This is a genomic window from Sphingobium anseongense, from assembly GCF_037725245.1.
In the GTDB taxonomy this organism is placed as follows: Bacteria; Pseudomonadota; Alphaproteobacteria; order Sphingomonadales; family Sphingomonadaceae; genus Sphingobium.
On record NZ_JBBJUL010000004.1, the window covers coordinates 82,051 to 108,044 of the forward strand.

Here is a 25,994-nt window from a genome sequence, read left to right on the forward strand (position 1 = left end):
TCGGCAGGTTCAGCGGCTCACCCGCCAGATCACGCCGCCCACATCGTCGCTGACCAGCAGCGCGCCGCCCGCGTCCGCCGTCACGTCGACGGGGCGGCCATGGGCCTTGCCCTCCTTGCTCAGAAATCCCGTCAGGACATCGACGGGCTTGGCCTTGCCCGCCTGCCCCGCATCGTCGAAGGGCACGAACACCAGTTTATAGCCCGCCGCCGGCTTGCGGTTCCAGCTGCCGTGCAGGCCGACGAACGCACCGTTTTCAAACGGCTTGCCCAATTTGGCCGCGCTGGCGAAGGTCAGGCCCAGCGGCGCGACATGATTGCCCAGCGCATAGTCGGGGCGTTTGGTATATTCGCGCAGTTCCGGGCGTTGCGGCTGGACGCGGCGGTCCTCATATCCGCCCCAGTAATTCCACGGCCAACCGTAAAATCCGCCAAATTCGACGCGGGTCAGATAGTCGGGCACCAGATCCGCGCCCAGCATGTCGCGTTCGTTGACCACGGCCCAAAGCTGCTGGCTTTTCGGCTCGAACGCCATGCCGACGGGATTGCGCATGCCGGCGGCAAAGATGCGATAGTTCCCGCTTGCCGGGTCGACTTCCAATATGTTCGCGCGGTTGGCCTCGGTCTCCATACCGTTCTCGCCGATATTGCTGTTCGATCCGACACCCACATACAAAAGATTGCCGTCCGGGCTGGCGACCAGGCTGCGGGTCCAGTGCATGTTGGGAGCCTGCGCGGGCAGCTTGAGTATCTTGCGACCCTTCTGGGTGATTCGAATCTCGCCCGCCTTGTAGGGATAGGCCATCAGCGCATCGGTATTGGCGACGTACAAAGTGCCACCCACCAGCGCCATGCCATAGGGCGAATGCAGCCCGCTCAACAGTACGCTGCGCGTTTCCGCACGCCCGTTGCCATCGGCGTCGCGCAACAGGGTGATGCGGTTGGCCGACGGCCCGCCGGCGCCCGCTTTGTTCATCAGATAGGCCATGACCCGTCCGGTGATGCCCATGGCGGGACGAGGCGGGCTGTTGGTTTCGGCGACCAATATGTCGCCATTGGGCAGGCGCAGCAGCGATCGCGGATGGTCCAGCCCCTCGGCGAAGCGCTCGACCTTCAGCCCCGGCGCCGCGACGGGCTTTTCGCCGGTCGCCCAGCGGTCGACTTCAGCCACCTTGATCGTCGGGATGATCTCGCTGCGCGGCGCGGTGAACACCGGCTCGCGGCCGACATCCTGTCCCGCGGCCAGTCGCGCGGTGTCGCCTCTTGCCAGATAGACGATCACGCCGGCGCACAGGACGAGGACGATCAGGGTGAGGGCGATGATGTGTTTTTTCATGCCCGAACCTTAGGTTCCGTCGATGACCGGATCAAGCCTCGCGCCGTCAGGCGCCGCGCGACCGATCGTAAAGATACAGCAGCAGGGCAAGGGCTGTTCCGATTCCCGTGCCCGCCAGTAGCCCGGCGCTGGGCTGGCCCATAAGGCCGCCGCCGATGGTCCCGGCCATGATCGACAGCGCGATGAGCGCGCCCCCGCCCATGGTGTGCTTCCTGTCATTCCCATTGTTTGGCTTCGTCATGCGTCCCGCCTTGCCACGCTCTGCCCGGCGGCGCCAGTCCCGGCCCGAAAGGGGACGTATCGTGCCAAAGCGGGATGATCGTCCCGACCTGGGAAATGGCTAATGTGCCATTCACCCTCGCAAGCCGCAGCGGAGCGTCGCGCGGCTGAACTGGCATGCGCATTGCGGCGGTAAACCCACATGCGACGCCGGCGAACGGCGCGCCCTAAGGTCGGGGGACTCATGCAACTTCCATTTCTGTCGAGCCGCCAAAGCTATGAGGATGCGGCTGAACTGATCAGCCGCTTTGGCGAAAATGCGGGCTACGAAGCCGCGGCCCGCGCGGACCGAAGCCGGGATCTTGGCAATCACGTTCATTTTTGCCACTGGCGCCAGATCGAGCGGCTGATCGTGCTGCTGGCATATGACCAGCCGCTCGGCACCGTTCACTAAAGCCGCAGGCCTTCGGTTTCGGGCAGGCCGGCAAGGATATTGAGGTTCTGCACCGCCGCGCCCGCCGCGCCCTTGCCCAGATTGTCGAGCGCCGCGACCAGCAGCGCCTGGCCGGTCTCGGCATTGCCGAACATGAACAGCTCCAGCCGGTCGGTCGCGCCCACCCGCTCGATCTCGACCTGGCTCATCGCCCGGCTGTCTTCCAGCGTGGCGACCGACACGATGTTCGACCCGGCATAGGCGGCGGCCAGCGCGGCATGGATATCGGCCGGCGACGGCGCACCCGGCATCGCGCGCAGCTGCAGCGGCACCTCCACGATCATGCCGCGATAGGCATGGGCGACGGCGGGCGCGAACAATGGCGGATGGGCCAACCCCGAATAGCGCGTCATCTCAGGGATATGCTTGTGCGCCAGGCCCAGCCCATAGGCGCGAAAGCCGGTCGGCGCGGCGCTTTGCGCTTCATATTCCGCGATCATGCTCTTGCCGCCGCCCGAATAGCCCGATGCGCCCGATACCGTCACCGGCCAGTCGGCGGGGATCAGGCCGGCCAGCACCAGCGGGCGGACAAGCGCCAGAAAGCCGGTCGGCCAGCAACCGGGATTGGCCACGAAGCGCGCGCGCGCCACCCGGTCGCGCTGTCCCGGTTCCAGTTCGGGAAAGCCATAGGTCCACCCATCGGCGACACGATGCGCCGACGATGCGTCGATGACCTTGGTCCGGTCATTGTCGATCAGCGCCACCGCCTCGCGCGCGGCGTCGTCGGGCAGGCACAGGATGACGATATCGGCGTCATTGAGCGCGGCGCGGCGCGCGGCCGCATCCTTGCGCTGTTCGTCGCTCAGGGTGATGAAGCTCAGGTCCCGGTGGCCCGCCAGCCGATCGGCGATTTCCAGTCCGGTGGTGCCGACCGCGCCGTCGATGAAGACGCAGGTGGTCATGACCTGATCCTGCGCCGCGCGACCACGGGCTGCGGATGATCGGGCGCCAGCCGCGCGATCACGTCGGCCAGCGGCTCGATCACCGTCGTCATCCAGAAGGCGTTGGCGTGCAGCATCCGCCTGTCGTCCACCATCATGCCGACATGGCCGGGAAAGAAAATGAAGTCGCCACGCTCCAGCGCGGCATCGTCGCCCAGCGGCTCGCCAATGGCTTCGCGCTGCATGTCGGTGTCGCGCGGCGCTGAAATGCCGCACCGCGCCAGCGCGACCTGCACCAGACCCGAACAATCGACGCCATGATGACCGCGCCCGCCCCAGACATAGGGTTGGCCCAGATAATCCTGCGCGACCGCCACCCAATCGCGGTCATGGTCCGCATCGGGCCGGACATGGCGAATGTGGACGAACCCTTCGGCACAGGCGACGAAATCGCCCTCCGCCTCACCATCGAAAGCCGCGCCCGCGGGCCAGTGGTCGACGATCGACGACTTGATGTCGGCGGCGCTGAATATCGGCGCCGAACGGGCGATGACGCGCCACTCGCGCATCTCCTGCTTGTCGAGTGCGTCGCGACGGACATAGCCGACATAGCCGTCATGGCCGCAAAAGCCCCATACCCACTGCGTCGTGACGTCCAGCGCATGGAATGATTCGCCGCGCAGCAATTCGCTGGTCGCCGTTGCCGCGGCATGCGGGCAGGAAAGAACCGGCGCGCCGGCGACAACGCAGGTCAGTTCGATCGCGCGCGCATAATGGGCCGAAAAGAGTATACCGGCGAGCGATACATCGGCAAGATCGCCGCGGATCGCGTGAATTCGGGTGTCGAGCACGGCCGATCGGCCGTCCAGCTTGAAGCGGGTCCGTTCAGGCGGTGCGATCCGCGCGGCTGTGTCCGTTACTTCCATCGCGGCCGGCTCCTGCGATGAAATCATGAAATCCGTCAAGAAATTCCGCCCCTTTCGGCGTCCGAGCGACGAAAATATTACGACGGTCCGTCGCATCCCGCTCTCGGCGCAGATAGCCCAGCGCGGACAATTTGTTAAGTGCGCGCGTTATCACCGGCTTGGATACGTTCAGCGCTTCGGCCAGGCCCCGCACGGTATGGGGTCCGGCGTCGATATAGACCGTCATCATCAGCGCCATCTGCCGGTTGGTCAGATCGGGCTTTCCCGATCGGACATAGTCGACCAGCGTCATCATCCATTGGGTTAGCGTTTGAAGCCCGCGCCGTTGCGGCTGTATCTTCTGGTCGGTGGCGATTTGGGCGGTCATTGCGGGGTAACGCACGATGACCTATCCGGTTGCGTAACGGGTCGACCGGCGGTAAATTAGCGTCATTCCCGCAGATATCGCCCTTGCAGCCAGGCAAAGGCAGCGCGCAGGCCAAGCGCGTCGCCGCCCTTGGGGCGCCCCGGCCGCGCCGATGCGCGCCATGCGAACGTATCGAAATGCGCCCAGTCGACGTCATCGGGAACGAAGCGGCGCAGGAACAGCGCTGCTGTGATCGCACCGGCGAATCCGCCCTCGCCGGCATTGTTGATGTCCGCGACATCCGATTTAATCATTTCGGCATAACCGTCCCATAGCGGCAGCCGCCAGACCGGATCGTCGATGGCGGTCGCCGCCTGTGCGATGCCGTCGGCCATCCTGTCGCCATTGGTGAACAGCGCCGGCAGGTCCGGCCCCAGCGCCACGCGCGCCGCGCCTGTCAGCGTCGCGAAATCCAGTATGACTTCGGGCTGCTCCTCTCCCGCACGGGTCAGCGCATCGCCCAGCACCAGCCGCCCCTCCGCATCGGTATTGCCGATTTCGACGCTGATGCCCTTGCGGCTGGCAAGAATGTCGCCGGGTCGAAACGCGTTGGCGCCGATCGCATTTTCCGCCGCAGGCACCAGCAGGTGGAGCCGCACGGGCAGATTCGCCCCCATGACCAGTCGCGCGAGCGCCAGTGCGTGCGCCGCGCCGCCCATGTCCTTCTTCATCAGACGCATGGCGCTCGACGGCTTGATGTCCAGCCCGCCGCTGTCGAAGCATATCCCCTTGCCGACGATCGCGATGCGCGGATGAGCGGGATCGCCCCATAGCAGTTCGATCAGGCGGGGCGCGAAATGCCGGTCGGCCGCTCTGCCCACGGCATGGATCATCGGATAGCCCGTCGCCAGATCGTCCCCGCGCGTAACGGTCACCTGCGCGCCGAAGCGCCGGCCCAGGTCGCGTGCAACGCCTTCCAGGTCGGGCGGTCCCATGTCGGCGGCGGGGGTGTTGACCATGTCGCGGACCATCGCGGTCGCCTCGGCCAGCCGAACGGTCGCGTCGATCCGCGCGACATCGTTGGTCAACAGCACGCGCGGACCCTGATTCTCGTCGCCCTTGCGATAGCGGTCGAACCGATATTGGCCGATCAACCAGCCAAGGCCGCTTGCGCCGGGCGTCCCTCCCGCCATGCGGTAACTGCCCTCGGGCAGGACTTCCGCCAGCCGCGCTAGGCACCAGCAACCGGGCGCTTCGGCGTTCCGCACGCCCGCCACCACCGACCAGTCCGACGCGCCGTCGCCCGGCAGGATCGCATATTCCGCCGGCTTGCCGGTGAAACGCTGTGCGCTGACGGTGGTGCGCACCCGTTCGGGCTGGCCCGCGATCCAGCCGTCCAGTCCGGCCACGTCGACCAGATGGATGTTGGTGGCCGGCTGGCCGGAGTCGGGTCGCAGGAGCGCGGCATAATCGATCATCCCCCGCGCTTTAGATAAAAGGGCGAACCGAGGGAACGCGCAATTTTTCATCGCGTTGAATGGGCAGTCCGCCCCCGCACCGTTTGCATAGCGGAATGGGGAAGCCTAGACTGGCGGACACGCCAAAAAGGAGAATTGCCATGGTGAACGCAGATGACAGGGGCATGCAGGCGATGCGCGACCGCGCCTATGCTCTCGCCGAAACCGGTAGGTTCGACGATGTTCATGCGGTCGAGCAGGCGTTGATAGCGGAAGGCTGGCCCAACGCCCGGATCGCGCTGGACAGCAGTTTCGCGCGCAAGGCGATCTTTGAACGCTGCCAGGCGGCGCGAACGCATTGACCACAGGCAGGCGGACGCCAGGACGAACCACATCCACGGTGCTGGCCATATCGGTGCCGGCCTTCTTGCTGGCCGCCTGCTCTTCGAGCGGCAACCCCGGAAATGATAGCGCGGGCGACGCCGTGAACGAAGCCGTCGCCGCCAATTTCGTCAACGCCATGGCGGGGTTGCCGCCGGCGGCACCGGCTGGCGTGCCCTTTTCCTTGTCGGAAAAGACCGACCTCTTGGAATTCGTTTACGCCTATCCGGCGGAGGCGGCGGCCATTCCCAGGCTGGTTCGCAAGTTCAGGCGCGACATCGATACATCTCGCGCCGATGCTCTCAAGATGGCGCGCGAGGATCGCGACGCGGCGAAAGCGGCGGATTTCCCGTTCCGGGGGCATAGCCTGGAAACGCGCTGGACGGTCGCGGCGGACACGCCCCGCTTCCTCGCCCTGCGGTCGGAAACCTATGTCTTCACCGGCGGCGCGCACGGCATGACCGGCTATGAAGCGCTGATCTGGGACAAGGCGCGCAAGCGTGAAACCAGCATGGCGGCGCTGATGACGTCATCCGCCGATTTTGCCGATGCGATCCGCGATGCATTCTGCGAGCGGCTGGATCGGGAGCGCGCGGTCAAGCGTGGCGGCCCGGTGGTGCGGGGCGACGATCCCTTCACCGACTGCATCGACCCGATGGAACAGGTGCTGGTGCCCACATCCAGGGATGGGAAGCTTATCGACGCGATCACCGTGTTGATCGGTCCCTACGCCGCCGGTCCCTATGCCGAGGGCAGCTATGACGTGACGATACCGGTGACGCCCGCGATATTCGCCACCATCAAGACCGAATATCAGGACGGCTTTGCCGGTGGCGCTGATCAGGAGTCCAGGGGGACGCCATAAAGATCATGCTCGTCGGCATCCTCGATCATCACGTCGAACATGTCGCCAGCCTTCCGCCCTTCGCCGACATCGCGCAGGAACACATTGCCGTCGATCTCCGGCGCGTCGGCCTGGCTGCGCGCGGTCGCGCCGATCGAGCCATCCTCCTCGTCCGGCTCGCCCACTTCATCGACGATCACCGGCAGCACGCGCCCCACCTTGGCCGCGAGCCTGGCGGCGCTGATCGCGGCGGTCTTTTCCATGATCCGCTGATAGCGTTCTTCCTTGACCTCTTCCGGCACCGCGCCGGGCAGGGCGTTGGCGGCAGCACCCTCGACCGGCTCGAAGCGGAATGCGCCGACGCGGTCCAGCTGCGCCTCGTCCAGCCAGTTCAGCAGATATTGGAAATCCGCTTCGGTTTCGCCGGGGAAGCCGACCACGAAGGTCGAACGGATCGCGATGTCGGGGCAGATGCTGCGCCATTTATGGATGCGGTCCAGCACCTTGGCTTCGTTGGCCGGACGCTTCATCGCCTTCAGCACGCTGGGCGCGGCGTGCTGGAAGGGGATGTCGAGATAGGGCGTCAGCAATCCGTCCGCCATCAGCGGAATGACCTGGTCGACATGGGGGTAGGGATAGACATAGTGCAGCCGCACCCACGGCGCGCGCCCTTCGGGCGTGCGCAACTGCCCCAGTTCGCGCGCCATGTCGGTCATGTGCGCGCGCACATCGCGGCCCTTCCACGGGCGCGCCTCGTGCCGGGTATCGACGCCATAGGCCGATGTATCCTGGCTGATGACCAGCAACTCCCTGGTGCCGGCCGACACCAGCTTTTCCGCCTCGCGCAACACCGCGTCGATCCTGCGGCTGACCAGATCGCCCCTGATCGACGGGATGATGCAGAAGGAGCAGCGATGATTGCAGCCTTCGGAAATCTTCAGATAGCTGTAATGGCGCGGCGTCAGCTTCAGGCCGCCTTCGGGCACCAGGTCGACAAAGGCGTTGGGCACCGGCGGCGACGCCTCATGCACGGCGTTGACCACCTGCTCATATTGATGCGCGCCGGTAACCGCCAGCACCGACGGAAAACGCTGGCGGATCATCTCCGCCTCATTGCCCATGCAGCCGGTGACGATGACGCGACCATTTTCGGCGATGGCCTCGCCGATCGCTTCCAAAGATTCCTCCTTGGCCGAATCCAGGAAGCCGCAGGTATTGACCAGCACGACATCCGCGCCGGCATAATCGGCCGACATCTGATAGCCATCGGAGCGCAGCTTGGTCAGGATGCGTTCGCTGTCGACCAGCGCCTTGGGACAGCCGAGCGAAACCATGCCGACCTTGGGCGCGTCAGGAAATTTGGTTGCCATGATGGTCGCGCACATAGGGATTGTTGCGGCCAATGTCACGCGGGCGGTGGAATGGCGTCAGCGCGCATCCTCTTTGGCGTGGCCCGCGCCGTCCCCGGCGACGATTTCGACGATCATGTCGCCGGTCTGGAGCGATCGCGCTTCAGTTTCCCAAAAGCCGATCGGGCGATCGTCGCGATAGACGCGCACGCCAAGCCCGGTGGTGATCGCCGACAGCGGATTGCCGATCTCCCGCGGCAGAACTGGGCGCTCGTTGAGCTTCACCCGTCCGCCCGACGCCGCCAGATCCGCCATATAGTCGGCGATATGCGGGCCATTGGTGCTGCCGGCCAGCAGCAGTCCGGCAAAGCTCACCGGATTGATAACCGTCGTCGCGCCCGCCTGCCGCGCTGGCAATTCATTGTCTTCGTTGCGCACGACGATGCTGATCGGAAGGCGGGGGGCCAGATGCCGGGCGGTCAGGGTGATCAGGATCGACGTGTCGTCGCGCCCCGCCGACACGATCATCGACCGGGCGCGATGGATCGCGACATCCTTCAAGGTCCGGTCGCGAGTCGAATCGCCGCACATGATGTTGCAGCCCAGTTCCTCTGCCTGTTGGAGCATCGCCTCGCTGGGGTCGATGACGACGATCTCGCTCGGGCTTGTGCCGCGCGCCAGCAGTTCGTGGACGGCCTCGGACCCGCTGGTGCCAAATCCGGTGACGATGATGTGATTGTGCAGATCGGCCTGAATACGTGCCATGCGCCACCTGTAGACGATGTTGCGAAGGAACAGGCTATAGGCCGTTCCCAGGAAGATCAGCCAGACGAACAGGCGGATCGGCGTGACGACCAGCGATTCGAACAGGCGCGCCGCCGGGGTCACCGGCACGATGTCGCCATAGCCGACCGTGGTCACCGTGACGGTGGTGAAATAGAGGACGTCGACGAAGCTGATATGATTGTCGAGATTGTCCTTGAGGCCCTCGCGACCGATCCAGTGCAGCGCCAGCACCAGCGCAATCAGCCCGATGACCAGCGCGACCCGCCAGGCAAGATCGGCCCAGACCGGCATCGACGAACGCCGGCGCAGAAATCCGGTCTGGCTGCGCTGCGGCTGCTGGTCGATCCTCATGCCGGCGGCAGATGCGCGGCGGGATCGACCGGTACGCGGTCCTTGCGCAGCTCGAAATGCAGCTTGGGCTTGCTGGCATAGCCGCTGTCGCCCGTCAGGCCGATCACCTCGCCGCGTTTGACCTTCTGTCCGCGCACCACGTCGACCCGGCGCGCATGGCCATAGGCGCTGACCCAGCCGCCGCCATGGGTGATCAGGACCAGACCGCCGAATACCGCGACCTTGTCACCGGCATAGGCGACGACGCCGTCGGCGGTCGCGCGGATCGGCGTGCCGGCGGCCACGGCGATGTCGATGCCGTTGTTGCGCGCGCCACTGGCGCCGGGGCCAAAGCGCGACACGATCTGCCCGCGTACCGGCCAGGCAAAGGTGCCCGCGAAGCGGGCCGGGGTGGCGGCGGGCACGTTGGTCGGGATCGGCCGCGCTTCGGCGCGCGCGACCGCGACCGGCGCATCGTCGGCGGTCGCCGGCTGCCCGCCGGTCAGCACATCGTCGATGTCGATGCGGAACGCGGCGGCGCGCTCTTCCAGCCCCGGCGGCTGGCGCGGCGCGTCGTCGGGCAACAGCAGCCGTTGCCCCCGGCGCAGCACGAACGGCTCTTGCAGGCCGTTGATGTCCACCACCCGGCTCCACTGCACGCCATAGGCGGCGGCGATCGCGATCCCCGTCTCCCCCTCGGCGACGAGGTGATAGCGGCCGGCCGGAATGGTCAGCCGCTGGCCGGGCCGGATCGCATAGGGCGGCGTCAGCCCGTTGGCCCTGGCGATCATCTCCGACCCCGCGCCGGTACGGTTGCCGATCCCGCGCAGCGTATCGCCGGCCTGCACGATATAGGGCGGTTCGTTCACGGTGCGGGCATTGGCGACCACCTGTTGCGCGGTCCACACCGGCTCGGCTTCGGCCAGATCGACGATCGCCGCGTCGGCGTCCAGTTGCGGCGGGGCGGCGGGGGGCGTGATGGCGCTCGGGTCGCTTTCGGCCTGATAGGGGATGCAGGCGCTCAGCATGAGTGGCGGCAGAAGCAGGACAGGCCGGAACAGGGTGCGCAACATCATGCCCCGTCTAACGCATCGCTCCGCGCTTGCCAGCCCCGCATGACGCCCGCCGGCAACCAGTTCGGCACCAGGCGCATCAATCCGCCCATATAGGGGCCAAGGGCTTCCGGCACGATGACGCTGCCATCTTCCTGCTGATAGTTTTCCAGCACCGCCACCAGCGTCCGACCCACCGCCAGGCCAGAACCGTTGAGGGTATGCAGGAACCGGGTCGTCTTTTCGCCCTCGGGCTTGTAGCGCGCATTCATCCGCCGTGCCTGAAAATCGCCGCAGTTGGACACCGAACTGATTTCGCGCCATGTCTGCTGGCTCGGCAGCCACACTTCCAGATCGAACGTCTTGCGCGCGCCAAAGCCCATGTCGCCGGTGCATAGCAGCATCTTGCGATATGGCAGGCCCAGCGCCTGCAATATCCCCTCGGCCGCCGCGCACATCCGTTCATGCTCCGCTTCGGAACCGTCGGGCGCGCAGATGGCGACCAGTTCCACCTTTTCGAACTGGTGCTGGCGAATGAAGCCGCGCGTGTCGCGCCCGGCGGACCCCGCCTCGGACCGGAAACAGGGGGTCAGCGCGGTCAGCCGCATCGGCAGGCTGTCGGCCGGCACGATCTGCCCCGCGACCAGGTTGGTCAGGCTCACCTCCGCGGTCGGGATCAGCCAGCGGCCATCGCTCGTCCTGAACAGATCCTCGGCGAATTTGGGCAACTGGCCGGTGCCGAATAGCGCTTCGTCGCGCACCAGCAGCGGCGGATTGACTTCCTCATAGCCATTATCGCCTGTCTGGCGATCCAGCATGAACTGGGCAATCGCGCGGTGCAGCTTGGCCATCTGTCCGCGCAAGGCGGTGAAGCGCGCGCCGGACAGCGCCGCGCCGCCCTCGAAATCCATGCCCAGCGCCGGGCCGAAATCGGCATGGTCCTGCGGCTTGTAGGCGAAGCGGCGGGGTTCGCCCCAGCGGCCGACCTCGACATTGGCGGTTTCGTCCGCGCCTTCGGGTACGTCGTCGGCGGGCATGTTGGGGATTGCGGCCAGCATCGCGTCCAGCGCCTCGCCAAGCGCCCGGTCCTGCGCTTCCAGTTCGGGCAGGCGGGACTTGAGCGCTGCGACCTCGGCCTTGATCGCGTCGGCCGCCGCGCTGTCCTTGGCCGCCATCGCCTGGCCGATCGCCTTGCTCGCTTCGTTGCGGCGCGCCTGCCCCTGCTGCAATTCGGTCGCCACCGCGCGTCTGGCGGCATCCAGCGCCAGGATTTCCGCGCTCAGCGGCGCGGCTCCACGCCGGGCGAGTCCCGCGTCGAAAGCCTCGGGATTTTCGCGGATAAAGCGGATGTCATGCATCGGCGTCCTATGCCGCTCGTCGCGCGGCGGTGCAACCCCGGCGCGCGCCAGCCGTTGATGGGCCAGCCACCAAGAAGGAGAAAAAGATGCAGATCGATCATGACGCGCTGGTGCTGGTTGCCGACGGACGGAAACTGCTATTGTTCCGTAATAGGGGCGACAGGGCTTTCCCGCAACTGGAGGCCGATGTCGTGCGCGTGCAGGACAATCCGCCCAACCGCGATCAGGCTTCGGACGCGCCGGGGCGGTCATTCTCCTCGACCGGAAGCCATCGCAGCGCGATGGAGCAAACCAATTTCCATGATCTTGAGGAGCAGCGTTTCGCGGCGGAGGCTGCCGCCATGCTCAACAAAAGGGCGCTTGCCAATGAGTATGAAAAGCTGATCGTCATCGCGCCGCCGACCGCGCTGGGCGAAATCCGCAAACATTATCACAAGGAGGTTTCTGCCCGGCTGGTCGGGGAAATCGCCAAGGATCTTTCCAATCATCCGGTCCCGGAAATCGAAAAGATCATTGCCGCCGCCTGATCGGGCGACCGGCGCCGCACAATGAAAAGGGCGGGCCTGCATCGCAGGTCCGCCCTTCTTGCAGCCCGGCCTGGCAAGGATCAGGCCGCCTGCCTGGCCTTGCCGAATTTGCGCCGCGCCACCAGTGCCGCCGCGGCTGCGCCGAACAGCAGGACCATCGGCGGTGCGGGCACGTCGGTGCCGCCGCTTGAAGAGCTGCCGCCCGAGCTGGAACTGCTGGACGAGCTGGACGAGGAACTGGACGTGCTGCTGGAGCCGCTCGACGATCCGGTGCTGCCAAAGCTCGACGACCCGCCCGATGACGAACTGGACGAGGATGAGCCGGACGATGTGCTGCTGCTGCCGGACGATCCGCCGTGGCCGCCGTTCGACCCGTGCCCGCCGTTCGATCCATGACCCGGCTTGTCGGGCTTTCCGCCGCTCGATCCGCCCGAACTGCTCGACGATGAGCTGGAGGATGAAGAGGACGAACTGGACGAGGACGACGAACTGCTGCTGCTGACGCCCGATGAGGTCGACACGTTGCCGCTGCTGGTCGAAGAGATGACAACGCTGCCGCCGCCGCCGCCGCCGCTGCCGCCGAAGAAGCCGCCCATGAAGCCGCCGCCGCCAAAGCCCCCGCCACCCATGACGATCGGAACAGCGCCGCCGCCGCCCGACATCGCCGGCATTTCAGCCGGGATCATCGGCGCGGGCAGGGGAATGGGGGCCGCCTGGCTGGTGACCGTCACGGTCTGCGGCGCGCAGGCGGTGACGGTCTTGACGATGCGCGGCCTGACCGTGCGGACGGCATAGCGCTTCTTGGCATAGCCCGCCTTGACGCCCTTGGTGGCATGCACCACCGCCGGGCGCGGCGTTTGCGCGACATGGACGGCGCCGCCGCCGATGATCGCCCCGCCGCAGGTGCATGCGCACAATTTAGCCAACGCCATCCGAACCGACATAGGATCTACTCTTATGCTATCATGCCTTGGCCGCTGCTGGCGGTTCCAGAAACGGGCCGTGGCATTTCCCTAAACCCAAGAACGCAAAATAACGCGTTAACTTCAATGCCGTTAACTCTGAAACTATGGTGCAAGTCGAGCCAAATCGAGATGAGTCATGAAGGCGCAAGGTTAACGTCCCATTCTGATACGACGGCTGTGACCTTGGTAAATCTGGATCAATATTTAGCTGGTGCAACATAGTCGCGCCGTAACGAAATGCCGGCGCCGGAGTCGCAAGTCCTCGTTGCGCGATGGGGGCGCACCGGGTCTTTGCGCGATGGGGATGTCAGGACCTGGTCGCCATCGACCATATGCGCCAACAGACGGGCCGTATGAACGGAGCGGCGCGCGGCGATGCGCCGGACACGCTTGCGCGGTCATATGCTGCGGCCGCCCGGCTTCTCAAGCCCGCCGGAATCCGTATGTCTCATACCGGCTATCTGGCGATCAATCGCGCTTGTGTCGGCTCGGGCCGCTGGCTATAGGCCGCGTCAATATCAGGCATGGCACTCGCCGCGTGAAAAGGCGGGGCCTCATCGAATCGGAGAGCCAGATGGCATCGCTCCTTAATTCCGACAATGATGGCACCTCGCCGTCCAAATCAATTGCCGACCTGCCGCCAGATTATCGTCCGTCCGCCGAAGAAGATTTCATGAATCCGCGTCAGCTCGAATATTTTCGGCAGCGGTTATGGGATTGGAAGAAGCAGATTTTGTCGGAAGCGGAAGGCACGCTGGCGGTGCTTCAGAATGAGCCGCTTCGCGAACCCGACCTCAATGATCGCGCGTCGAGCGAGACGGACTGGTCGATCGAGCTGCGCACGCGCGATCGCCAGCGCAAGCTGATTTCCAAGATCGATGCGGCGCTGCGCCGGATCGAGGACGGCGAATATGGCTATTGCGAAGTGACGGGCGAGCCGATTTCGCTGGGGCGCCTTGAAGCCCGGCCGATCGCGACGATGACGGTCGAGGCGCAGGAACGGCACGAACGGCAAGAGAAGATCTCCCGCGACGATTAACTGTTTTTCCACATCTGCGTGGCAATCCAGTGGCAGATTTCTTCTGCACGGGTTGTCGCGCATATGAATAGAGAACAAGGTTTTTCGGTCGATCGTGGGCCTGCGCGCTCTGCGGCGCGCGACAGCCTGTTTCTGTTGACGACGATTTCCAGCGCCGAAGGGGCCAATCTGGGCAAGGCGCGGATTCGCAATCTTTCGGCGACCGGGCTGATGGCGGATTGCGAACGCGCCATTCCGGCCGGGATCGCCGTATCGGTCGAACTGCGCGGCGTCGGGCAGGTCACCGGCCATGTCGCCTGGTCGCGCAACAACATGATCGGCATGGCCTTCGACGAAGCCATCGACCCGCAACTGGCTCGCAAACCCGTTGGCGTGGGCGCCGCGCGCTCCCAGCTGCCCGACTATCTGCGCAGCAATTTCAAGCGCTGAGCCGGAATTTCATTCAGCGTTACCTAAAGCCGCCCGGTCGCAAGTTGCGCCGGGATTTTTGCGTTTTCGGTTTTGCCAGATATACATGGCATGGTGCAGGATTAGCCAAGTTCACCGCGTCCGACGATCATTCAGCGGGAACATAATTGGCGACTCGAAGGTCGCCTGACCCTTTGCTACCCGCCTGGACATTCAGATCGTATGTGCCATCGCCAGCGCCAAAAGTCCCGGTGGGCGCTGCCGCCAGTAAAATATTATATGACACAAGCCCCGCGCCTGTTGGCGCGCGGAGCTTGCGAATTGCTGTCAGAAATGCGTGGCGCCAGATCAATGATCCTGGCGCAACTCTTCTTTGAGGCGCAATTTCTGCTTCTTCAACGTGGCGACCAGGATCGCGTCGGGCATGGGACGACTCGTCTCCGCCTTGATTCGTGCGTCAAGGCCTGCATGCTTTGCAACCAGAGCTGAAATATGGCCATTTTCCATAACATTCTCCTTACGAGGGTGATGGATGTTGGAGTAAATCATGAAATGCGCAGGCTGTCTGCTCCTGATTCGCGCCTTGCGATGACTGCATGCGAATTTGCGGTGGTCCGCTGCCGCCGGGAGGGCTATCAGCAACCGCTGTTTGGGGGACGCCAGATCCATTGAGCCAGGAAGAGATCATGCGCCGGCTGGAATTGCTGCGGATCGAGCATCGCGATCTCGACACCGCCATCGCGGCGCTGGTCGAAGGCGGATCGGGCGACCAGATGCAGCTTGCGCGGCTCAAGAAGCGCAAATTGCGCCTGCGCGACGAAATCGCCATTCTTGAAGACGCGCTGGTCCCCGACATCATCGCCTGACGCATCGGCGTCGGCGCCATGGTTAACGTTACGGTAACCGACCCTGTTTGGGACAGATGGCGCAACGGCGCGACAATGGGCCTGACAAGGTTACGCAATTGTGGCAGCAGGACGGGATGCCGTTTGCCGCCCGCCTCGATCCTCACCTGCACCGCCGTCTGGTGGACAGCCTCTATGTCGAGGCGATGGTCATGGCCGATGAGGCGCGCTCCTATTTCGACGGCGGGCAGACGGACGAGGTCGCCATGCTGGAACCGCTTCAGCGCGTTGCCTTCACCTGTGAATCGCTCAAGGTGACCACCCGCCTGATGCACGTCATCGCCTGGCTGCTGTCGCAGCGCGCATGGCAGCGCGGCGAAATCGGCGCGAGCGACATCATCAGCGAAAAATATCAGCTTGGCAGCGCCCAGGTCAGCGATCCTGCGGTTATCGCCGGGTTTCCCTTCGCCGCCCGCTCGCTGGTCGAAGGCAGCGAGGAACTGTATGACCGGGTCGCGCGGCTGGAAGACCGGATGTTGGGCGCCGCGCGCGGAGGACATGCGCCCGAGCCTGGCCCGGCGCGTGCGCTGATGGATCGGCTCCAGATATCCTTCTGACCGCATCGACCGGCAATCATGGCTGGCGCGGTGCGCGGTTCCTGGTCTAAACAGGCGCCATGTATCACGTCATGCGGACCTGTCGCCGTCTTGTCGGCCGTCCGCTCGCTCCCTGGCTGTGCGCCGCTCCGCTCGCGATGATGCCCGCGCTGGCGCTGGCGCAGCAGTCGCCCGTCGATCCCGCGCCGTTCGATCCGATGCCGGACATCGGCCTGGACTGGCCCGAAATGGACGCGCCCATCGCGCCCCGGCCGATCGCGCCTGACCCCGTCGATCAGCCGGCGGACATGGCCGAAATCGAAACGCCGCCGCCCACGACGGACGACACCGACGTCATCGTCGCGGATACCGGGGAGGAGCGGCGCTACACCGTCGCCATCACGGGCCTCGACACCATAGCCGACGCCGCGTTCAACGCCCGGTTCGATCAGGCATCGGTTCTTCGCGAAGGCGAGGGCAAGCTCGCCAACCTTGCCCAGGTCAACCGCCGCATCAAGCAGGACAGCGACCTGCTCGATCGCCTGCTGCGCGCCAAAGGCTATTATGCCGCGCGCGTGCGTGGTTCGGTCGCGGCCCCGCCTGCCGGGTCGGATCGCCTGGCGGTGACGTTCGACATTGCGCCGGGCACCCAATATCTGCTGTCGTCGGTCGATATCGACGGCCTCGAAGCGGCGGGCGAGCGACAGCCGACGCTGCGCGATGTCTTTCCCGTCGCCCCCGGCGATCCGGTCGATGCCGATCGCATCCTTGCCGCGCGCGGGTCGCTGGCGCTGGCGCTGGGCGAAAACGGCTTTCCTTTTGCCCGTGTCGACGAGCCGCAGGTGCGGATCGACCATGAGGAGCGCAAGGGCGATCTGGACATCGTCGTCGCGCCGGGCGGCTATCGCCGCTTCGGTCGCATCGTCATGGCGAACGATCGCCTGTTCACCGCCCGCCATGTCCAGCGCATCGCGCGTTTCGATGCGGAGGATGTCTACAAGGCGTCCGATGTCGAGGATCTGCGCCGCGCCCTGGTGCAGACGGGCCTCATCTCCTCGCTTCGGCTGGAGCCGCGCGACGCGGGTGACGGCGCCCATGTCGACATAGCCGTCGATGCGCGCCCCGCGCCGCTTCGCACCATCGCGGGCGAACTGGGCTACGGCACTGGCGAGGGTTATCGCGCGGAAGTGAGCTGGCAGCACCGCAACTTCTTTCCGCCCGAAGGCGCGGTGACGCTGCGCGGCGTCGTTGGTACGCAGGAACAGACCGCCTCGGTCGGTTATCGCCGCAACAATTTCCTGCGCCGCGACAATATCCTCACCGGCCTGCTCTCCTACAGCGATGTGCAGCGCGACGCTTATGACGCGCGCACCGTGACGCTCGCCGGCGGACTGGAGCGGCAGACCAATATCATCTTCCAGAAAAAATGGGTCTGGCGCATCGGTGCTGAACTGATCGCTTCGGACGAAGCTGATTTTTTCAGCGCCATCGCCGGCGGCCGCCGCACGTTTCTGATCGGCGCGCTGCCGCTCAGCCTCAGCTATGACGGCAGCGACGACCTGCTCAATCCCACGACCGGCTTTCGCCTCGGCGGCCGGATCAGCCCCGAACTCTCGTTCCAGGGCAGCAGCTTTGGCTATGCCAAGGTACAGCTCGACGGCAGTTTCTACCAGCCGACCGGCGATCGTATCGTCCTGGCCGCGCGCGCGCGGCTGGGCAGCATCCTTGGGTCGCAGGTCAGCCGTATCGCACCCTCGCGGCGCTTCTATGCCGGCGGCGGCGGGTCGGTGCGCGGCTATGGCTATCAGGCGATCGGCCCGCGCGACGCCGACAATGATCCGATCGGCGGCAAGAGCCTGGCCGAATTCTCGCTGGAGGCGCGGGTGCGGTTCGGCAATTTCGGCGTCGTGCCGTTCGTCGATGCCGGCAATATCTCGACCAGCTTCGTGCCGCGCTTCCGCGACCTGCGCGTCGGTGCGGGCATGGGACTGCGCTATTACAGCAGCTTCGGCCCGATCCGCGTCGATGTCGGCACTCCCATCAATCCCCAGCGCGGCGACCCGCGCGTCGCGGTCTATGTATCGCTCGGGCAGGCCTTCTGATGGAGGATGCCCCGCCTTTGCCGCCCCGTCGGCGCTTCTGGAACGGCCGTTGGCAGGCATGGCTGGTGGGCCTGCTGGTTGCGGCGGCGCTGGTGATCGCCGGCGCGCTGGCCTGGCTCGACACGGGCGCGGGCCACCGCTTCCTCATCGACCGCATCGCGGCGGTCGCGCCCGAATCGGGCCTGCGCATCCGGGTCGAACGGATCGACGGCAGCATCTATCGCAAGGCGGTGCTGCGCGGCCTGACCCTGTATGACGCGCGCGGCCGTTTTTTCGCCGCGCCACGGGTGGAACTGGACTGGTGGCCTCTGGCCTGGCTGTCGAACCGGCTCGATATCGACCGGCTCTCGATTCCGGCGGCCACGCTTTACAACCTGCCCAGCCTCAAGCCGACCGCGCGCCAGGGGCCTATCCTGCCCGGCTTCGACATCCGGCTGATGCAATTTTCGATCGGCCGCCTCACCATCTTGCGGGATGTCGCCGGGCGGGGCCAGGTCGCGACCATTTCGGGCGATGCCGATATCCGTTCGGGCCGCGCGGTCATCGACCTGTCGGCGCATGTTCTGGACGGCGAAGATGCACTGAGTCTCGCGCTCGACAGTCGGCCGGACGATGATCGCTTCGATCTCGACCTGACCGTCAACGCACCGGCGGGCGGGGTTCTGGCGGCCATTCTGGGCACCCGGCAGGACGCCAATATGCGCGTGCGCGGCAAGGGCAGCTGGAGCCGCTGGGACGGTCAGCTTGCCGGTACGCTCGATGCGCGCCCGGTGGTGGCGCTCAACCTTGCGGCGCGCGCGGGCGTCTATGCCGTGGACGGCACGGTCGAGGGAACCGCGATTGCCGGCGGCGGGCTTGTTCAGCGTCTTTCGGCGCCGCGCCTGCACGTCCGCGCGCGCGGCACGATGGCGAACCGGGTGATCGACGGCGCCCTGGCGCTGCGGTCGGCGGCGATCGACCTGTCGGCGGATGGGGCGATCGACCTGCGCAACAACAGCTTCGATAACATGCTGGTCGATCTGACATTGTCCCGGCCGCAGGCGCTGCTCAAAAATATGCGCGGGCGCGATGTCGCGGCGCGGTTGCGGCTGGACGGGCCGCTCGGTGCGCCCGGCTATGAATATCTGCTGCGGGCCAGGATGCTCGCCTTCGATCGCACCGTCATTCATGACCTGCGGGCCGATGGCAAGGGGCGCAAGGCGGCGAACGGCCCGGCGCTGATCCCGGTGCGGCTGCGCGCGCGCCGGCTGGACGGGCAGGGCGACCTGGTCGAAGGCATCGTCCGCAACTTCACGCTGGACGGCGTGCTCAGGCTTGAAGACCAGCGAATCGTCAGCAACCCGATGCAGGTGCGCTCGGACAAGCTTCGCGGCGACCTGGTGATGATCGCCGACTTGCGCACCGGCCGCTATGATTTCGGCCTGACCGGGCGGATCGACGGGCTGGCGATCCGGGGCCTGGGGATCGTCGACCTGACGTCGAAGCTGCGCGCCGTGCCCGGCCCCGGCGGCGCGTTCGGCCTGACGGGTCAGGCGCAGGCGCGCGTGCGCCGGCTCGACAACGGCTTTCTGCGGGGGCTTGCGGGCGGCCTGCCGATATTGACCAGCCGGCTGGCGTTGCGCCCGGACGGAGCGCTGGCGCTCGATGGCATGCGCCTGACCGCGCCTGAACTGACGCTGGATGCGGATGGCTATCGTCGTCGCGACGGCACGGTCCATATCGAAGGCGGCGGCCGCCATGCGCGGTACGGCCCGGTGCGACTGACGCTCGATGGACGGATCGACCGGCCAAGGGTCGATGCGTTGCTGGCGCGGCCGATGGATGCGCTCGGCCTGCGCGATGTCCGGTTGCTGCTCGATCCCGATGCCGCCGGTTATGTCTTCACGACCACAGGCGGTTCTGCCCTGGGCGCGTTCACCGGTCGGGGCGCGGTGCTCCTGCCACCGGGGAACGGGCAGGCGGTGATCCGTGTCGCCCGGCTGGACGTCGCGGCCGTCACGGCCAGCGGCGATATTCGCCCGGTGCCGGGGGGACTGGACGGGCGGCTGGCCGTGGCGGGGCCGGTCACCGGCGCCATCATTTTGTCGCCGGTGCGTGCCGTGCAACAGGTCGTGCTGGCGCTCGAAGCGCGCAACGCCCGGTTCGATGGTCCCAGCCGCATCGACCTGCGCCAGGGCAAGCTCGACGCCACATTGCTGCTCGATCCCGCTGGCACGTCGGTCAATGCGACGGCGCAGGCGCGCGGCCTCCAGATCGGCGGCGTTCGCATCGGTCGCCTCGCCGCCAATGCGGAACTGGTGGACGGGCGCGGCAAGGTGCGCGCGAATCTCAGCGGCCAGCGCGGTCGCCTGTTCGATGTCCAGGCCGAAGCGCAGGTCGAACCCGATCGTATTCACCTGTCGGCGAGCGGCATGATAGATCGCCGTCCGATCCGCATCCTGCGCAACGCCGTCCTGACCCGCACCGACGATGGCTGGCGCCTGTCGCCCGTCACCATCAGCTTTGGCGGTGGCAGCGCCCAATTGGCCGGGCGGGCGGGCGGCGAGGCGGTCGAGATCGAGGCGCGGCTGGCCAGGCTGCCGCTCTCGCTGCTCGACATTGCCTACGACGATCTGGGGCTTGGCGGCACGGCGACCGGGTCCTTGAGCTACAGCCAGCCGCGCGGCGGCGTGCCCTCGGGCCGCGCGGAACTGCGCCTGCGCGGCCTTTCGCGCTCGGGCCTGTCGCTCAGTTCCCGTCCGGTCGATGTCGGCCTCAATGCTCAACTGACGGCAGACCGGCTCGCGGCGCGGCTGTTGTTCGTTGCGGACGGGCAGACGATCGGCCGGGGTCAGGCATTGTTGAAACCGCTGGGGCAGGGCGGGTTCGTCACGCGCATCGAAAATGCGCCGCTGTTTGCGCAGCTACGCTATAATGGCGCCGCCGATACGCTGTGGCGGCTGACCGGGGTGGAAATCGTCGACATCGCCGGCCAGGTGTCGCTGACCGCGGACGCGCGCGGAACCATCGCTAATCCGGTGATCGGCGGCAATCTGGTCACCGATGGCGCATCGATTGCCAGCCCGGTTACGGGCATGCGATTGAAGGACGTCAAGGCGCGGGGACGCTTTTCAGGCTCGCAATTGACGATTTCCGACTTCAGCGGGACCGCGAAAAATGGCGGCACTGTCACCGGCGCTGGCCATTTCGATTTCGGCGGGATCAGGGGCGTGGGGCTGGACCTCGCTTTTCAGGCAAATAATGCCGCGCTGCTTGAACGCGACGATATCGCCGCAACCGTCACCGGCCCGCTGACGCTGCGATCCAGCGGCGTGGGCGGCACGATCGGCGGCGACCTGATTCTCGACCGCAGCCGTTTCACCCTGGGCCGCGCCGATGCGGTGGCGCAGATCCCCGAACTCAATGTCGTCGAAATCAATCGGCGCGGCGAAGAGTTCGAACGCACCCCGGCTGCGCCATGGGCGCTGGCGATCAAGGCGCGCGCGCGCAACCGCCTGACCGTCACCGGCCTTGGCCTCGACAGCGAATGGCGCGCCAACCTCGACATCGGCGGCACCGTGACCAGCCCGGCGATCGGCGGCACCGCGGAACTGGTGCGCGGCGGATATGAATTTGCCGGGCGGCGCTTTGATCTTCGTGAAGGAAAGATCGAATTTGACGGGCGCACGCCGGTCAATCCCAGGCTCGACATAGAGGCGGAAGCCAACGTCAACGATATCAATGCGACAATCCGCGTGACCGGGACCGGCCTTGCGCCGATCATCAGCTTTACCAGCATTCCCGCCCTGCCCGAGGATGAGCTGCTCTCGCGCATTCTGTTCGGCACCTCGATCACCAACCTGTCCGCGCCCGAAGCGTTGCAACTGGCCTCGGCTGTCGGTTCGTTGCAGGGCGGCGGCGGGCTTGACCCGATCAACGCCGTGCGCAAGGCGGCGGGTCTCGATCGCCTGCGGATCATCGCTGCGGACCCGGCGCAGGGTCAGGGCACGTCGATCGCGGCGGGCAAATATCTGACCCGCAAAACCTATGTCGAACTCATCACCGACGGGCAGGGCTATTCGGCGACCCGGATCGAATATCAGGTTACGCGCTGGCTCTCGCTGCTGGGGGCGATCTCGACGCTCGGGCGGCAGAGCGCGAATGTGCGGGTGTCGAAAGACTATTGATCGTCCGGTTCGGCTCATCGCGGCAAAGGCTCGCAACTGCGGTAAGTTGCTCTATTTCGTGGCAAATATGCAACAGGAATGCGCGTTTATCTCAGGTTCATGAAACCAACCGCGCTCTCCGCGCTTGAGCGTGCTCCCCGCACAGGGGAGAATGACGAATGGAGCATCTGATGAACAAGATTTTGGTCGCGGCACTTATGACGAGCGCCTCGCTCGCGACGCCGGCCCTCGCGCAGGACATCAACTCGTCCTTCACCGGACCTCGGGTGGAAGCCATCCTGGGCTATGATCATGTCGGCGCGGGCAGCGACGTCGACAACAATAATGGCCGCGACGACCAGTCGATCGACGGCCTGCTCTACGGCGTCGGCGCTGGCTATGACGTCGCCGTGGGCGGTGCGGTGCTGGGCGTGGAGGCGGAATATACAGATTCCACCGCCAAGAGCGACCGGTTCGATTATACCGACACCTTCGGTTTCGGCCGGGTCGATGCCAAGCGCGACCTATATGTCGGCGCGCGCGCCGGCATTCTCGCCAATCCCGCGACCCTGGTTTACGTCAAGGGCGGCTATACCAACGCCAAGTTGGGCGTGCTGGCCGGTGACACCAACCAGGAAACGAACAGAAGCTTCAAGCTTGACGGCTGGCGCATCGGTGCGGGCGTCGAACGGGCGCTGACCTCCAACAGCTTCGCCAAGGTCGAATATCGCTATTCCAAATATAACGAAGCCAAGCTCGACTATATGAACGGCGCGACGAGCAGCGAATTCGACGTCGACACCGATCGCCATCAGGTCGTGGCCAGCGTCGGCTATCGCTTCTGATTGCCAAGGTGAGGGGGCCGGCGCTTGCCGGTTCCCTCATCGTTGCGGGCCGCCGCCTTCCCCGCCTGATCGGACGCGGCCATAGTCGCCACGCCGACTGATCGATTTTCTCTATCGTCTTTCCCAAAAAAACCAATTTCCTTACTGTCACGCTTGTCCCTAGATAGGGTCGGCAACAGCAACAGAACAGGAATTGGACAGCTCATGGCGCTCATCAACACGACCATCAAGCCCTTCGCGGCCACCGCCTACAAGGAAGGCAAGTTCGTCGACGTCACCGACGCCGACGTGAAGGGCAAGTGGGCCATTTTCTTTTTCTACCCCGCCGACTTCACCTTCGTCTGTCCGACCGAACTGGAAGACCTCGCCAGCATCTACCCGACGCTTCAGGGCCTGAATGTCGAAGTCTATTCGGTGTCGACCGACACGCATTTCAGCCACAAGGCCTGGCACGACACCTCGCCCGCCATCGGCAAGATCAGCTATTATATGCTGGGTGACCAGTCCGGCACGATCACCAACAATTTCGATGTGATGCGCCCCGGCGTCGGCCTGGCCGACCGCGCGACCTTCCTGGTCGATCCCGAAGGCGTGATCCAGTTCATGGAAATCACCTCCGAAGGCGTTGGCCGCAACGCAACCGAATTGCTGCGCAAGGTGAAGGCGGCGCAATATGTTGCCGCGCATCCGGGCGAAGTGTGCCCCGCCAAGTGGGAAGAGGGCGAAGAAACCCTCGCTCCCTCGCTGGACCTCGTCGGCAAGATCTGAAGCCTTTCCGCCGGGCATCTGCAACGAAAAAAGCAAGCCCGGCGGCTTGGTTACGGACCGATCGAAACATTCCTTCCGAGCTTTTGGGTCGCACCATTCTCGGGAGCGGGTCGCTTGCGCGCGGAGTGCGGTGACCCGTTTTCTTCATGGAGCCAAAAATGTTGGACGCAAATCTCAAGGGGCAGCTCAAGGGCTATCTGGCGAACATCACCCAGCCGATCGAGCTGGTCGCTTCGCTGGACCACAGCGCCAAGTCGCGCGAATTGCGCGAACTGCTCGATGAAATCGCCGCGCTGTCCGGCAAGGTGTCGGTGGCGCAGGGCGAGGACGTGCGCAAGCCCAGCTTCCTCATCCGTCGCGTGGGGACGGACATCGGCGTCCGCTTCGCCGGCCTGCCGATGGGCCATGAATTCACCAGCCTCGTGCTGGCGCTGCTCCAGGTCGGCGGCCATCCGTCCAAGGTCGCGCAGGACCTCATTCAGCAGATCAGGGATCTCGACGGCGATTTCGCCTTCGAAACCTATTTCTCGCTGTCGTGCCAGAACTGCCCGGATGTCGTGCAGGCGCTGAACCTGATGGGCGTCCTCAATCCCCGGATCAGCCACGTCGCCATCGACGGCGCGCTGTTCAAGGATGAGGTCGACGCGCGCAAGGTGATGGCGGTGCCGACCATTTTCCTCAATGGCGAACTGTTCGGTCAGGGCCGGATGGAGCTGGAGCAGATCGTCGCGAGGATAGACAGCGGCGCGGCCGCACGCGCGGCCGAAAAGATCAAGGCCCAGGACCCGTTCGAGGTTCTCATCGTCGGCGGCGGGCCTGCGGGCGCGGCGGCGGCCATCTATGCCGCGCGCAAGGGTATCCGCACCGGCATCGCCGCCGAACGCTTCGGCGGGCAAGTGCTCGACACGATGGGGATCGAAAATTTCATCTCGGTCAGCCATACCGAAGGGCCAAAGCTCGCCGCCGCGCTGGAAGCGCACGTCAAGGATTATGATGTCGAGATCATGAACCTGCAAAAGGCGGCGAAGCTGATCCCGGCGCGGACCGAAGGCGGCTATCATGAGGTCGTGCTGGAAAACGGCGCCAGCCTCAAGGGCCGCACCCTCATCCTTTCCACCGGCGCGCGCTGGCGGCAGATGGGCGTGCCGGGCGAGGACGATTATCGCAACAAGGGCGTGGCCTATTGCCCGCATTGCGACGGCCCCCTGTTCAAGGGCAAGCGCGTCGCGGTGATCGGCGGCGGCAACAGCGGCGTGGAAGCCGCGATCGACCTGGCCGGCATCGTCGCCCATGTGACGCTGATCGAATTCGACAGCCAGCTGCGCGCCGACGCCGTGCTGCAACGCAAGCTCGCCAGCCTGCCCAACGTCAGGATCATCACTTCGGCGCTGACCACCAAGGTCGACGGCAATGGCGAACGCGTCACCGGCCTGTCCTACAAGGACCGCAACAGCGGCACCGAACATGACATCGAACTGGAAGGCATCTTCGTCCAGATCGGCCTGGTCCCCAACACCGAATGGCTAAAAGACGCGGTCGCCCTGTCCCCGCGCGGCGAAATCGAAATCGACGCGCGCGGCGAAACCAGCGTGCCGGGCGTCTTCGCGGCAGGCGATTGCACGACGGTGCCCTACAAGCAGATCGTCATCGCCCTGGGCGCGGGATCGACCGCGGGCCTGTCGGCGTTCGACTATCTGATCCGCCTGCCCGCCAGCGAGGAAGCGGCGCAGGCGGCATGACGCGCTGAGCGGGGCTGCGAGCTGGACAAAGTGAGAAACGGCCGATCCGGGGACGGGTCGGCCGTCCTTGCTATCGACGGCAGAACCGCCGGCCAGTTGGCAAATTGCGTGTTGCAGAAGGCTGATGCATAATGGCGCTATGAAAAAGGCAGAAGCGATCAGCCGGTTGAAGTTGGCGGATGCGCTCCCCTGTTTCCAACGGTTGCCGCTCGCCTCGGTCAGCAATCGCCATCGGGCCATCATCTACGAAAACAGGAT

At 65.5% G+C, this 25,994-nt stretch carries 26 protein-coding genes; 15 read left to right on the forward strand and 11 right to left on the reverse strand.

What is annotated here, in order from left to right:
* Positions 1-9 precede the first annotated feature (9 nt).
* Both WG908_RS06720 and WG908_RS06725 read right to left on the reverse strand, forming a co-directional pair.
* Positions 10-1,335 carry a PQQ-dependent sugar dehydrogenase gene (locus tag WG908_RS06720; RefSeq protein ID WP_340185806.1) on the reverse strand — a complete coding sequence of 442 codons (1,326 nt, stop codon included), beginning with the start codon at positions 1,333-1,335 and terminating at the stop codon, positions 10-12.
* A gap of 46 nt (positions 1,336-1,381) precedes the next feature.
* The gene (locus WG908_RS06725; protein ID WP_340185807.1) at positions 1,382-1,576 is read right to left on the reverse strand and encodes a hypothetical protein; all 195 of its coding nucleotides are present in this window, start codon (positions 1,574-1,576) and stop codon (positions 1,382-1,384) included.
* 222 nt (positions 1,577-1,798) lie between these two features.
* Here WG908_RS06725 and WG908_RS06730 point away from each other — a divergent pair, with 222 nt between their 5' ends.
* The gene (locus WG908_RS06730) at positions 1,799-2,008 is read left to right on the forward strand and encodes a hypothetical protein (RefSeq protein ID WP_340185808.1); all 210 of its coding nucleotides are present in this window, start codon (positions 1,799-1,801) and stop codon (positions 2,006-2,008) included.
* On the opposite strand, the gene argC is transcribed toward WG908_RS06730, so the two are convergent.
* The 4 genes from argC to WG908_RS06750 form a co-directional block, all read right to left on the reverse strand.
* Positions 2,005-2,949, reverse strand: a complete 945-nt coding sequence (gene argC, locus WG908_RS06735) for an N-acetyl-gamma-glutamyl-phosphate reductase (protein WP_340185809.1) — start codon at positions 2,947-2,949, stop codon at positions 2,005-2,007. The genes WG908_RS06730 and argC overlap by 4 nt on opposite strands.
* Positions 2,946-3,854, reverse strand: a complete 909-nt coding sequence (locus tag WG908_RS06740; RefSeq protein ID WP_340185810.1) for a C40 family peptidase — start codon at positions 3,852-3,854, stop codon at positions 2,946-2,948. The genes argC and WG908_RS06740 overlap by 4 nt, the downstream gene beginning before the upstream one ends.
* Positions 3,814-4,221, reverse strand: coding sequence for a MarR family transcriptional regulator (locus tag WG908_RS06745; RefSeq protein WP_340186055.1), 408 nt, complete (start codon positions 4,219-4,221; stop codon positions 3,814-3,816). Before WG908_RS06745 ends, WG908_RS06740 begins: the two co-directional genes overlap by 41 nt.
* A gap of 62 nt (positions 4,222-4,283) precedes the next feature.
* Positions 4,284-5,678 (reverse strand): leucyl aminopeptidase family protein, encoded by a 1,395-nt coding sequence (locus tag WG908_RS06750; protein ID WP_340185811.1) that lies wholly within the window; start codon positions 5,676-5,678, stop codon positions 4,284-4,286.
* Positions 5,679-5,818: 140 nt separating this feature from the next.
* On the opposite strand from WG908_RS06750, the gene WG908_RS06755 reads away from it, so the two are divergent.
* Positions 5,819-6,019 carry a hypothetical protein gene (locus WG908_RS06755; protein WP_340185812.1) on the forward strand — a complete coding sequence of 67 codons (201 nt, stop codon included), beginning with the start codon at positions 5,819-5,821 and terminating at the stop codon, positions 6,017-6,019.
* A 38-nt stretch (positions 6,020-6,057) separates the two neighbouring features.
* Positions 6,058-6,903, forward strand: a complete 846-nt coding sequence (locus WG908_RS06760) for a DUF4163 domain-containing protein (RefSeq protein WP_445326682.1) — start codon at positions 6,058-6,060, stop codon at positions 6,901-6,903.
* Here the strand turns inward: WG908_RS06760 and rimO are convergent.
* Genes rimO through serS form a run of 4 tightly spaced genes read right to left on the reverse strand, consistent with a single transcriptional unit; the run spans position 6,879 to position 11,757 of the window.
* Positions 6,879-8,267, reverse strand: a complete 1,389-nt coding sequence (rimO, locus tag WG908_RS06765) for a 30S ribosomal protein S12 methylthiotransferase RimO (protein ID WP_340185813.1) — start codon at positions 8,265-8,267, stop codon at positions 6,879-6,881. The genes WG908_RS06760 and rimO overlap by 25 nt on opposite strands.
* Before the next feature lie 42 nt (positions 8,268-8,309).
* Complete coding sequence (locus WG908_RS06770; RefSeq protein WP_340185814.1) at positions 8,310-9,368, reverse strand: potassium channel family protein; 1,059 nt, start codon at positions 9,366-9,368, stop codon at positions 8,310-8,312.
* Positions 9,365-10,423 (reverse strand): peptidoglycan DD-metalloendopeptidase family protein, encoded by a 1,059-nt coding sequence (locus WG908_RS06775; RefSeq protein ID WP_340185815.1) that lies wholly within the window; start codon positions 10,421-10,423, stop codon positions 9,365-9,367. Before WG908_RS06775 ends, WG908_RS06770 begins: the two co-directional genes overlap by 4 nt.
* Positions 10,420-11,757: a serine--tRNA ligase gene (gene serS, locus WG908_RS06780; RefSeq protein ID WP_340185816.1), complete on the reverse strand. Its 1,338-nt coding sequence runs from the start codon at positions 11,755-11,757 to the stop codon at positions 10,420-10,422. The genes WG908_RS06775 and serS overlap by 4 nt, the downstream gene beginning before the upstream one ends.
* An 86-nt stretch (positions 11,758-11,843) precedes the next feature.
* Between serS and WG908_RS06785 the strand changes: the two genes are divergently transcribed.
* From WG908_RS06785 to WG908_RS06805, 5 genes are all read left to right on the forward strand, one after another.
* Entirely contained in the window at positions 11,844-12,284 is a 441-nt protein-coding gene (locus WG908_RS06785; RefSeq protein ID WP_340185817.1) for a host attachment family protein, read from the forward strand.
* A 21-nt stretch (positions 12,285-12,305) separates the two neighbouring features.
* On the forward strand, positions 12,306-12,680 hold the full coding sequence (locus tag WG908_RS06790) for a hypothetical protein (RefSeq protein ID WP_340185818.1): 375 nt from the start codon (positions 12,306-12,308) through the stop codon (positions 12,678-12,680).
* Between the two features lie 6 nt (positions 12,681-12,686).
* The gene (locus WG908_RS06795) at positions 12,687-13,079 is read left to right on the forward strand and encodes a hypothetical protein (RefSeq protein WP_340185819.1); all 393 of its coding nucleotides are present in this window, start codon (positions 12,687-12,689) and stop codon (positions 13,077-13,079) included.
* Between the two features lie 744 nt (positions 13,080-13,823).
* On the forward strand, positions 13,824-14,288 hold the full coding sequence (gene dksA, locus WG908_RS06800) for an RNA polymerase-binding protein DksA (RefSeq protein WP_340185820.1): 465 nt from the start codon (positions 13,824-13,826) through the stop codon (positions 14,286-14,288).
* A 63-nt stretch (positions 14,289-14,351) separates the two neighbouring features.
* On the forward strand, positions 14,352-14,717 hold the full coding sequence (locus WG908_RS06805; protein WP_340185821.1) for a PilZ domain-containing protein: 366 nt from the start codon (positions 14,352-14,354) through the stop codon (positions 14,715-14,717).
* 327 nt (positions 14,718-15,044) lie between these two features.
* On the opposite strand, the gene WG908_RS06810 is transcribed toward WG908_RS06805, so the two are convergent.
* Positions 15,045-15,203: a YdcH family protein gene (locus WG908_RS06810; protein WP_340185822.1), complete on the reverse strand. Its 159-nt coding sequence runs from the start codon at positions 15,201-15,203 to the stop codon at positions 15,045-15,047.
* A gap of 179 nt (positions 15,204-15,382) precedes the next feature.
* Between WG908_RS06810 and WG908_RS06815 the strand changes: the two genes are divergently transcribed.
* The 7 genes from WG908_RS06815 (at position 15,383) to ahpF (ending at position 25,736) form a co-directional block, all read left to right on the forward strand.
* A complete protein-coding gene (locus WG908_RS06815; protein ID WP_340185823.1) occupies positions 15,383-15,562 on the forward strand; it encodes a YdcH family protein in 180 nt (59 codons plus the stop codon).
* Between the two features lie 116 nt (positions 15,563-15,678).
* Entirely contained in the window at positions 15,679-16,158 is a 480-nt protein-coding gene (locus WG908_RS06820; RefSeq protein WP_340186057.1) for a DUF1465 family protein, read from the forward strand.
* A gap of 59 nt (positions 16,159-16,217) precedes the next feature.
* On the forward strand, positions 16,218-18,239 hold the full coding sequence (locus tag WG908_RS06825) for an autotransporter assembly complex protein TamA (RefSeq protein ID WP_340185824.1): 2,022 nt from the start codon (positions 16,218-16,220) through the stop codon (positions 18,237-18,239).
* Complete coding sequence (locus tag WG908_RS06830; protein WP_340185825.1) at positions 18,239-22,405, forward strand: translocation/assembly module TamB domain-containing protein; 4,167 nt, start codon at positions 18,239-18,241, stop codon at positions 22,403-22,405. Before WG908_RS06825 ends, WG908_RS06830 begins: the two co-directional genes overlap by 1 nt.
* A gap of 170 nt (positions 22,406-22,575) precedes the next feature.
* Positions 22,576-23,229 (forward strand): outer membrane protein, encoded by a 654-nt coding sequence (locus tag WG908_RS06835; RefSeq protein ID WP_340185826.1) that lies wholly within the window; start codon positions 22,576-22,578, stop codon positions 23,227-23,229.
* A 204-nt stretch (positions 23,230-23,433) separates the two neighbouring features.
* The gene (gene ahpC, locus WG908_RS06840; RefSeq protein WP_340185827.1) at positions 23,434-23,997 is read left to right on the forward strand and encodes an alkyl hydroperoxide reductase subunit C; all 564 of its coding nucleotides are present in this window, start codon (positions 23,434-23,436) and stop codon (positions 23,995-23,997) included.
* Between the two features lie 158 nt (positions 23,998-24,155).
* Complete coding sequence (gene ahpF / locus WG908_RS06845) at positions 24,156-25,736, forward strand: alkyl hydroperoxide reductase subunit F (RefSeq protein ID WP_340185828.1); 1,581 nt, start codon at positions 24,156-24,158, stop codon at positions 25,734-25,736.
* The last annotated feature ends 258 nt before the right edge of the window (positions 25,737-25,994 follow it).

Excerpts from the sequence above, each read along its gene's own strand:
- WG908_RS06755 (WP_340185812.1), top strand. The coding sequence starts at position 5,819 with ATGGTGAACGCAGATGACAGGGGCATGCAGGCGATGCGCGACCGCGCC.
- WG908_RS06725 (WP_340185807.1), bottom strand. The coding sequence starts at position 1,576 with ATGACGAAGCCAAACAATGGGAATGACAGGAAGCACACCATGGGCGGG.
- rimO (WP_340185813.1), bottom strand. The coding sequence starts at position 8,267 with ATGTGCGCGACCATCATGGCAACCAAATTTCCTGACGCGCCCAAGGTC.
- WG908_RS06745 (WP_340186055.1), bottom strand. The coding sequence starts at position 4,221 with ATGACCGCCCAAATCGCCACCGACCAGAAGATACAGCCGCAACGGCGC.
- WG908_RS06730 (WP_340185808.1), top strand. The coding sequence starts at position 1,799 with ATGCAACTTCCATTTCTGTCGAGCCGCCAAAGCTATGAGGATGCGGCT.
- argC (WP_340185809.1), bottom strand. The coding sequence starts at position 2,949 with ATGACCACCTGCGTCTTCATCGACGGCGCGGTCGGCACCACCGGACTG.
- WG908_RS06820 (WP_340186057.1), top strand. The coding sequence starts at position 15,679 with ATGCCGTTTGCCGCCCGCCTCGATCCTCACCTGCACCGCCGTCTGGTG.
- WG908_RS06825 (WP_340185824.1), top strand. The coding sequence starts at position 16,218 with ATGTATCACGTCATGCGGACCTGTCGCCGTCTTGTCGGCCGTCCGCTC.
- WG908_RS06770 (WP_340185814.1), bottom strand. The coding sequence starts at position 9,368 with ATGAGGATCGACCAGCAGCCGCAGCGCAGCCAGACCGGATTTCTGCGC.
- ahpF (WP_340185828.1), top strand. The coding sequence starts at position 24,156 with ATGTTGGACGCAAATCTCAAGGGGCAGCTCAAGGGCTATCTGGCGAAC.
- WG908_RS06740 (WP_340185810.1), bottom strand. The coding sequence starts at position 3,854 with ATGGAAGTAACGGACACAGCCGCGCGGATCGCACCGCCTGAACGGACC.
- dksA (WP_340185820.1), top strand. The coding sequence starts at position 13,824 with ATGGCATCGCTCCTTAATTCCGACAATGATGGCACCTCGCCGTCCAAA.
- WG908_RS06835 (WP_340185826.1), top strand. The coding sequence starts at position 22,576 with ATGAACAAGATTTTGGTCGCGGCACTTATGACGAGCGCCTCGCTCGCG.
- WG908_RS06775 (WP_340185815.1), bottom strand. The coding sequence starts at position 10,423 with ATGATGTTGCGCACCCTGTTCCGGCCTGTCCTGCTTCTGCCGCCACTC.
- WG908_RS06720 (WP_340185806.1), bottom strand. The coding sequence starts at position 1,335 with ATGAAAAAACACATCATCGCCCTCACCCTGATCGTCCTCGTCCTGTGC.
- WG908_RS06785 (WP_340185817.1), top strand. The coding sequence starts at position 11,844 with ATGCAGATCGATCATGACGCGCTGGTGCTGGTTGCCGACGGACGGAAA.
- ahpC (WP_340185827.1), top strand. The coding sequence starts at position 23,434 with ATGGCGCTCATCAACACGACCATCAAGCCCTTCGCGGCCACCGCCTAC.
- WG908_RS06830 (WP_340185825.1), top strand. The coding sequence starts at position 18,239 with ATGGAGGATGCCCCGCCTTTGCCGCCCCGTCGGCGCTTCTGGAACGGC.
- WG908_RS06810 (WP_340185822.1), bottom strand. The coding sequence starts at position 15,203 with ATGGAAAATGGCCATATTTCAGCTCTGGTTGCAAAGCATGCAGGCCTT.
- WG908_RS06815 (WP_340185823.1), top strand. The coding sequence starts at position 15,383 with ATGCGCCGGCTGGAATTGCTGCGGATCGAGCATCGCGATCTCGACACC.
- WG908_RS06790 (WP_340185818.1), top strand. The coding sequence starts at position 12,306 with ATGAAAAGGGCGGGCCTGCATCGCAGGTCCGCCCTTCTTGCAGCCCGG.
- serS (WP_340185816.1), bottom strand. The coding sequence starts at position 11,757 with ATGCATGACATCCGCTTTATCCGCGAAAATCCCGAGGCTTTCGACGCG.
- WG908_RS06805 (WP_340185821.1), top strand. The coding sequence starts at position 14,352 with ATGAATAGAGAACAAGGTTTTTCGGTCGATCGTGGGCCTGCGCGCTCT.
- WG908_RS06750 (WP_340185811.1), bottom strand. The coding sequence starts at position 5,678 with ATGATCGATTATGCCGCGCTCCTGCGACCCGACTCCGGCCAGCCGGCC.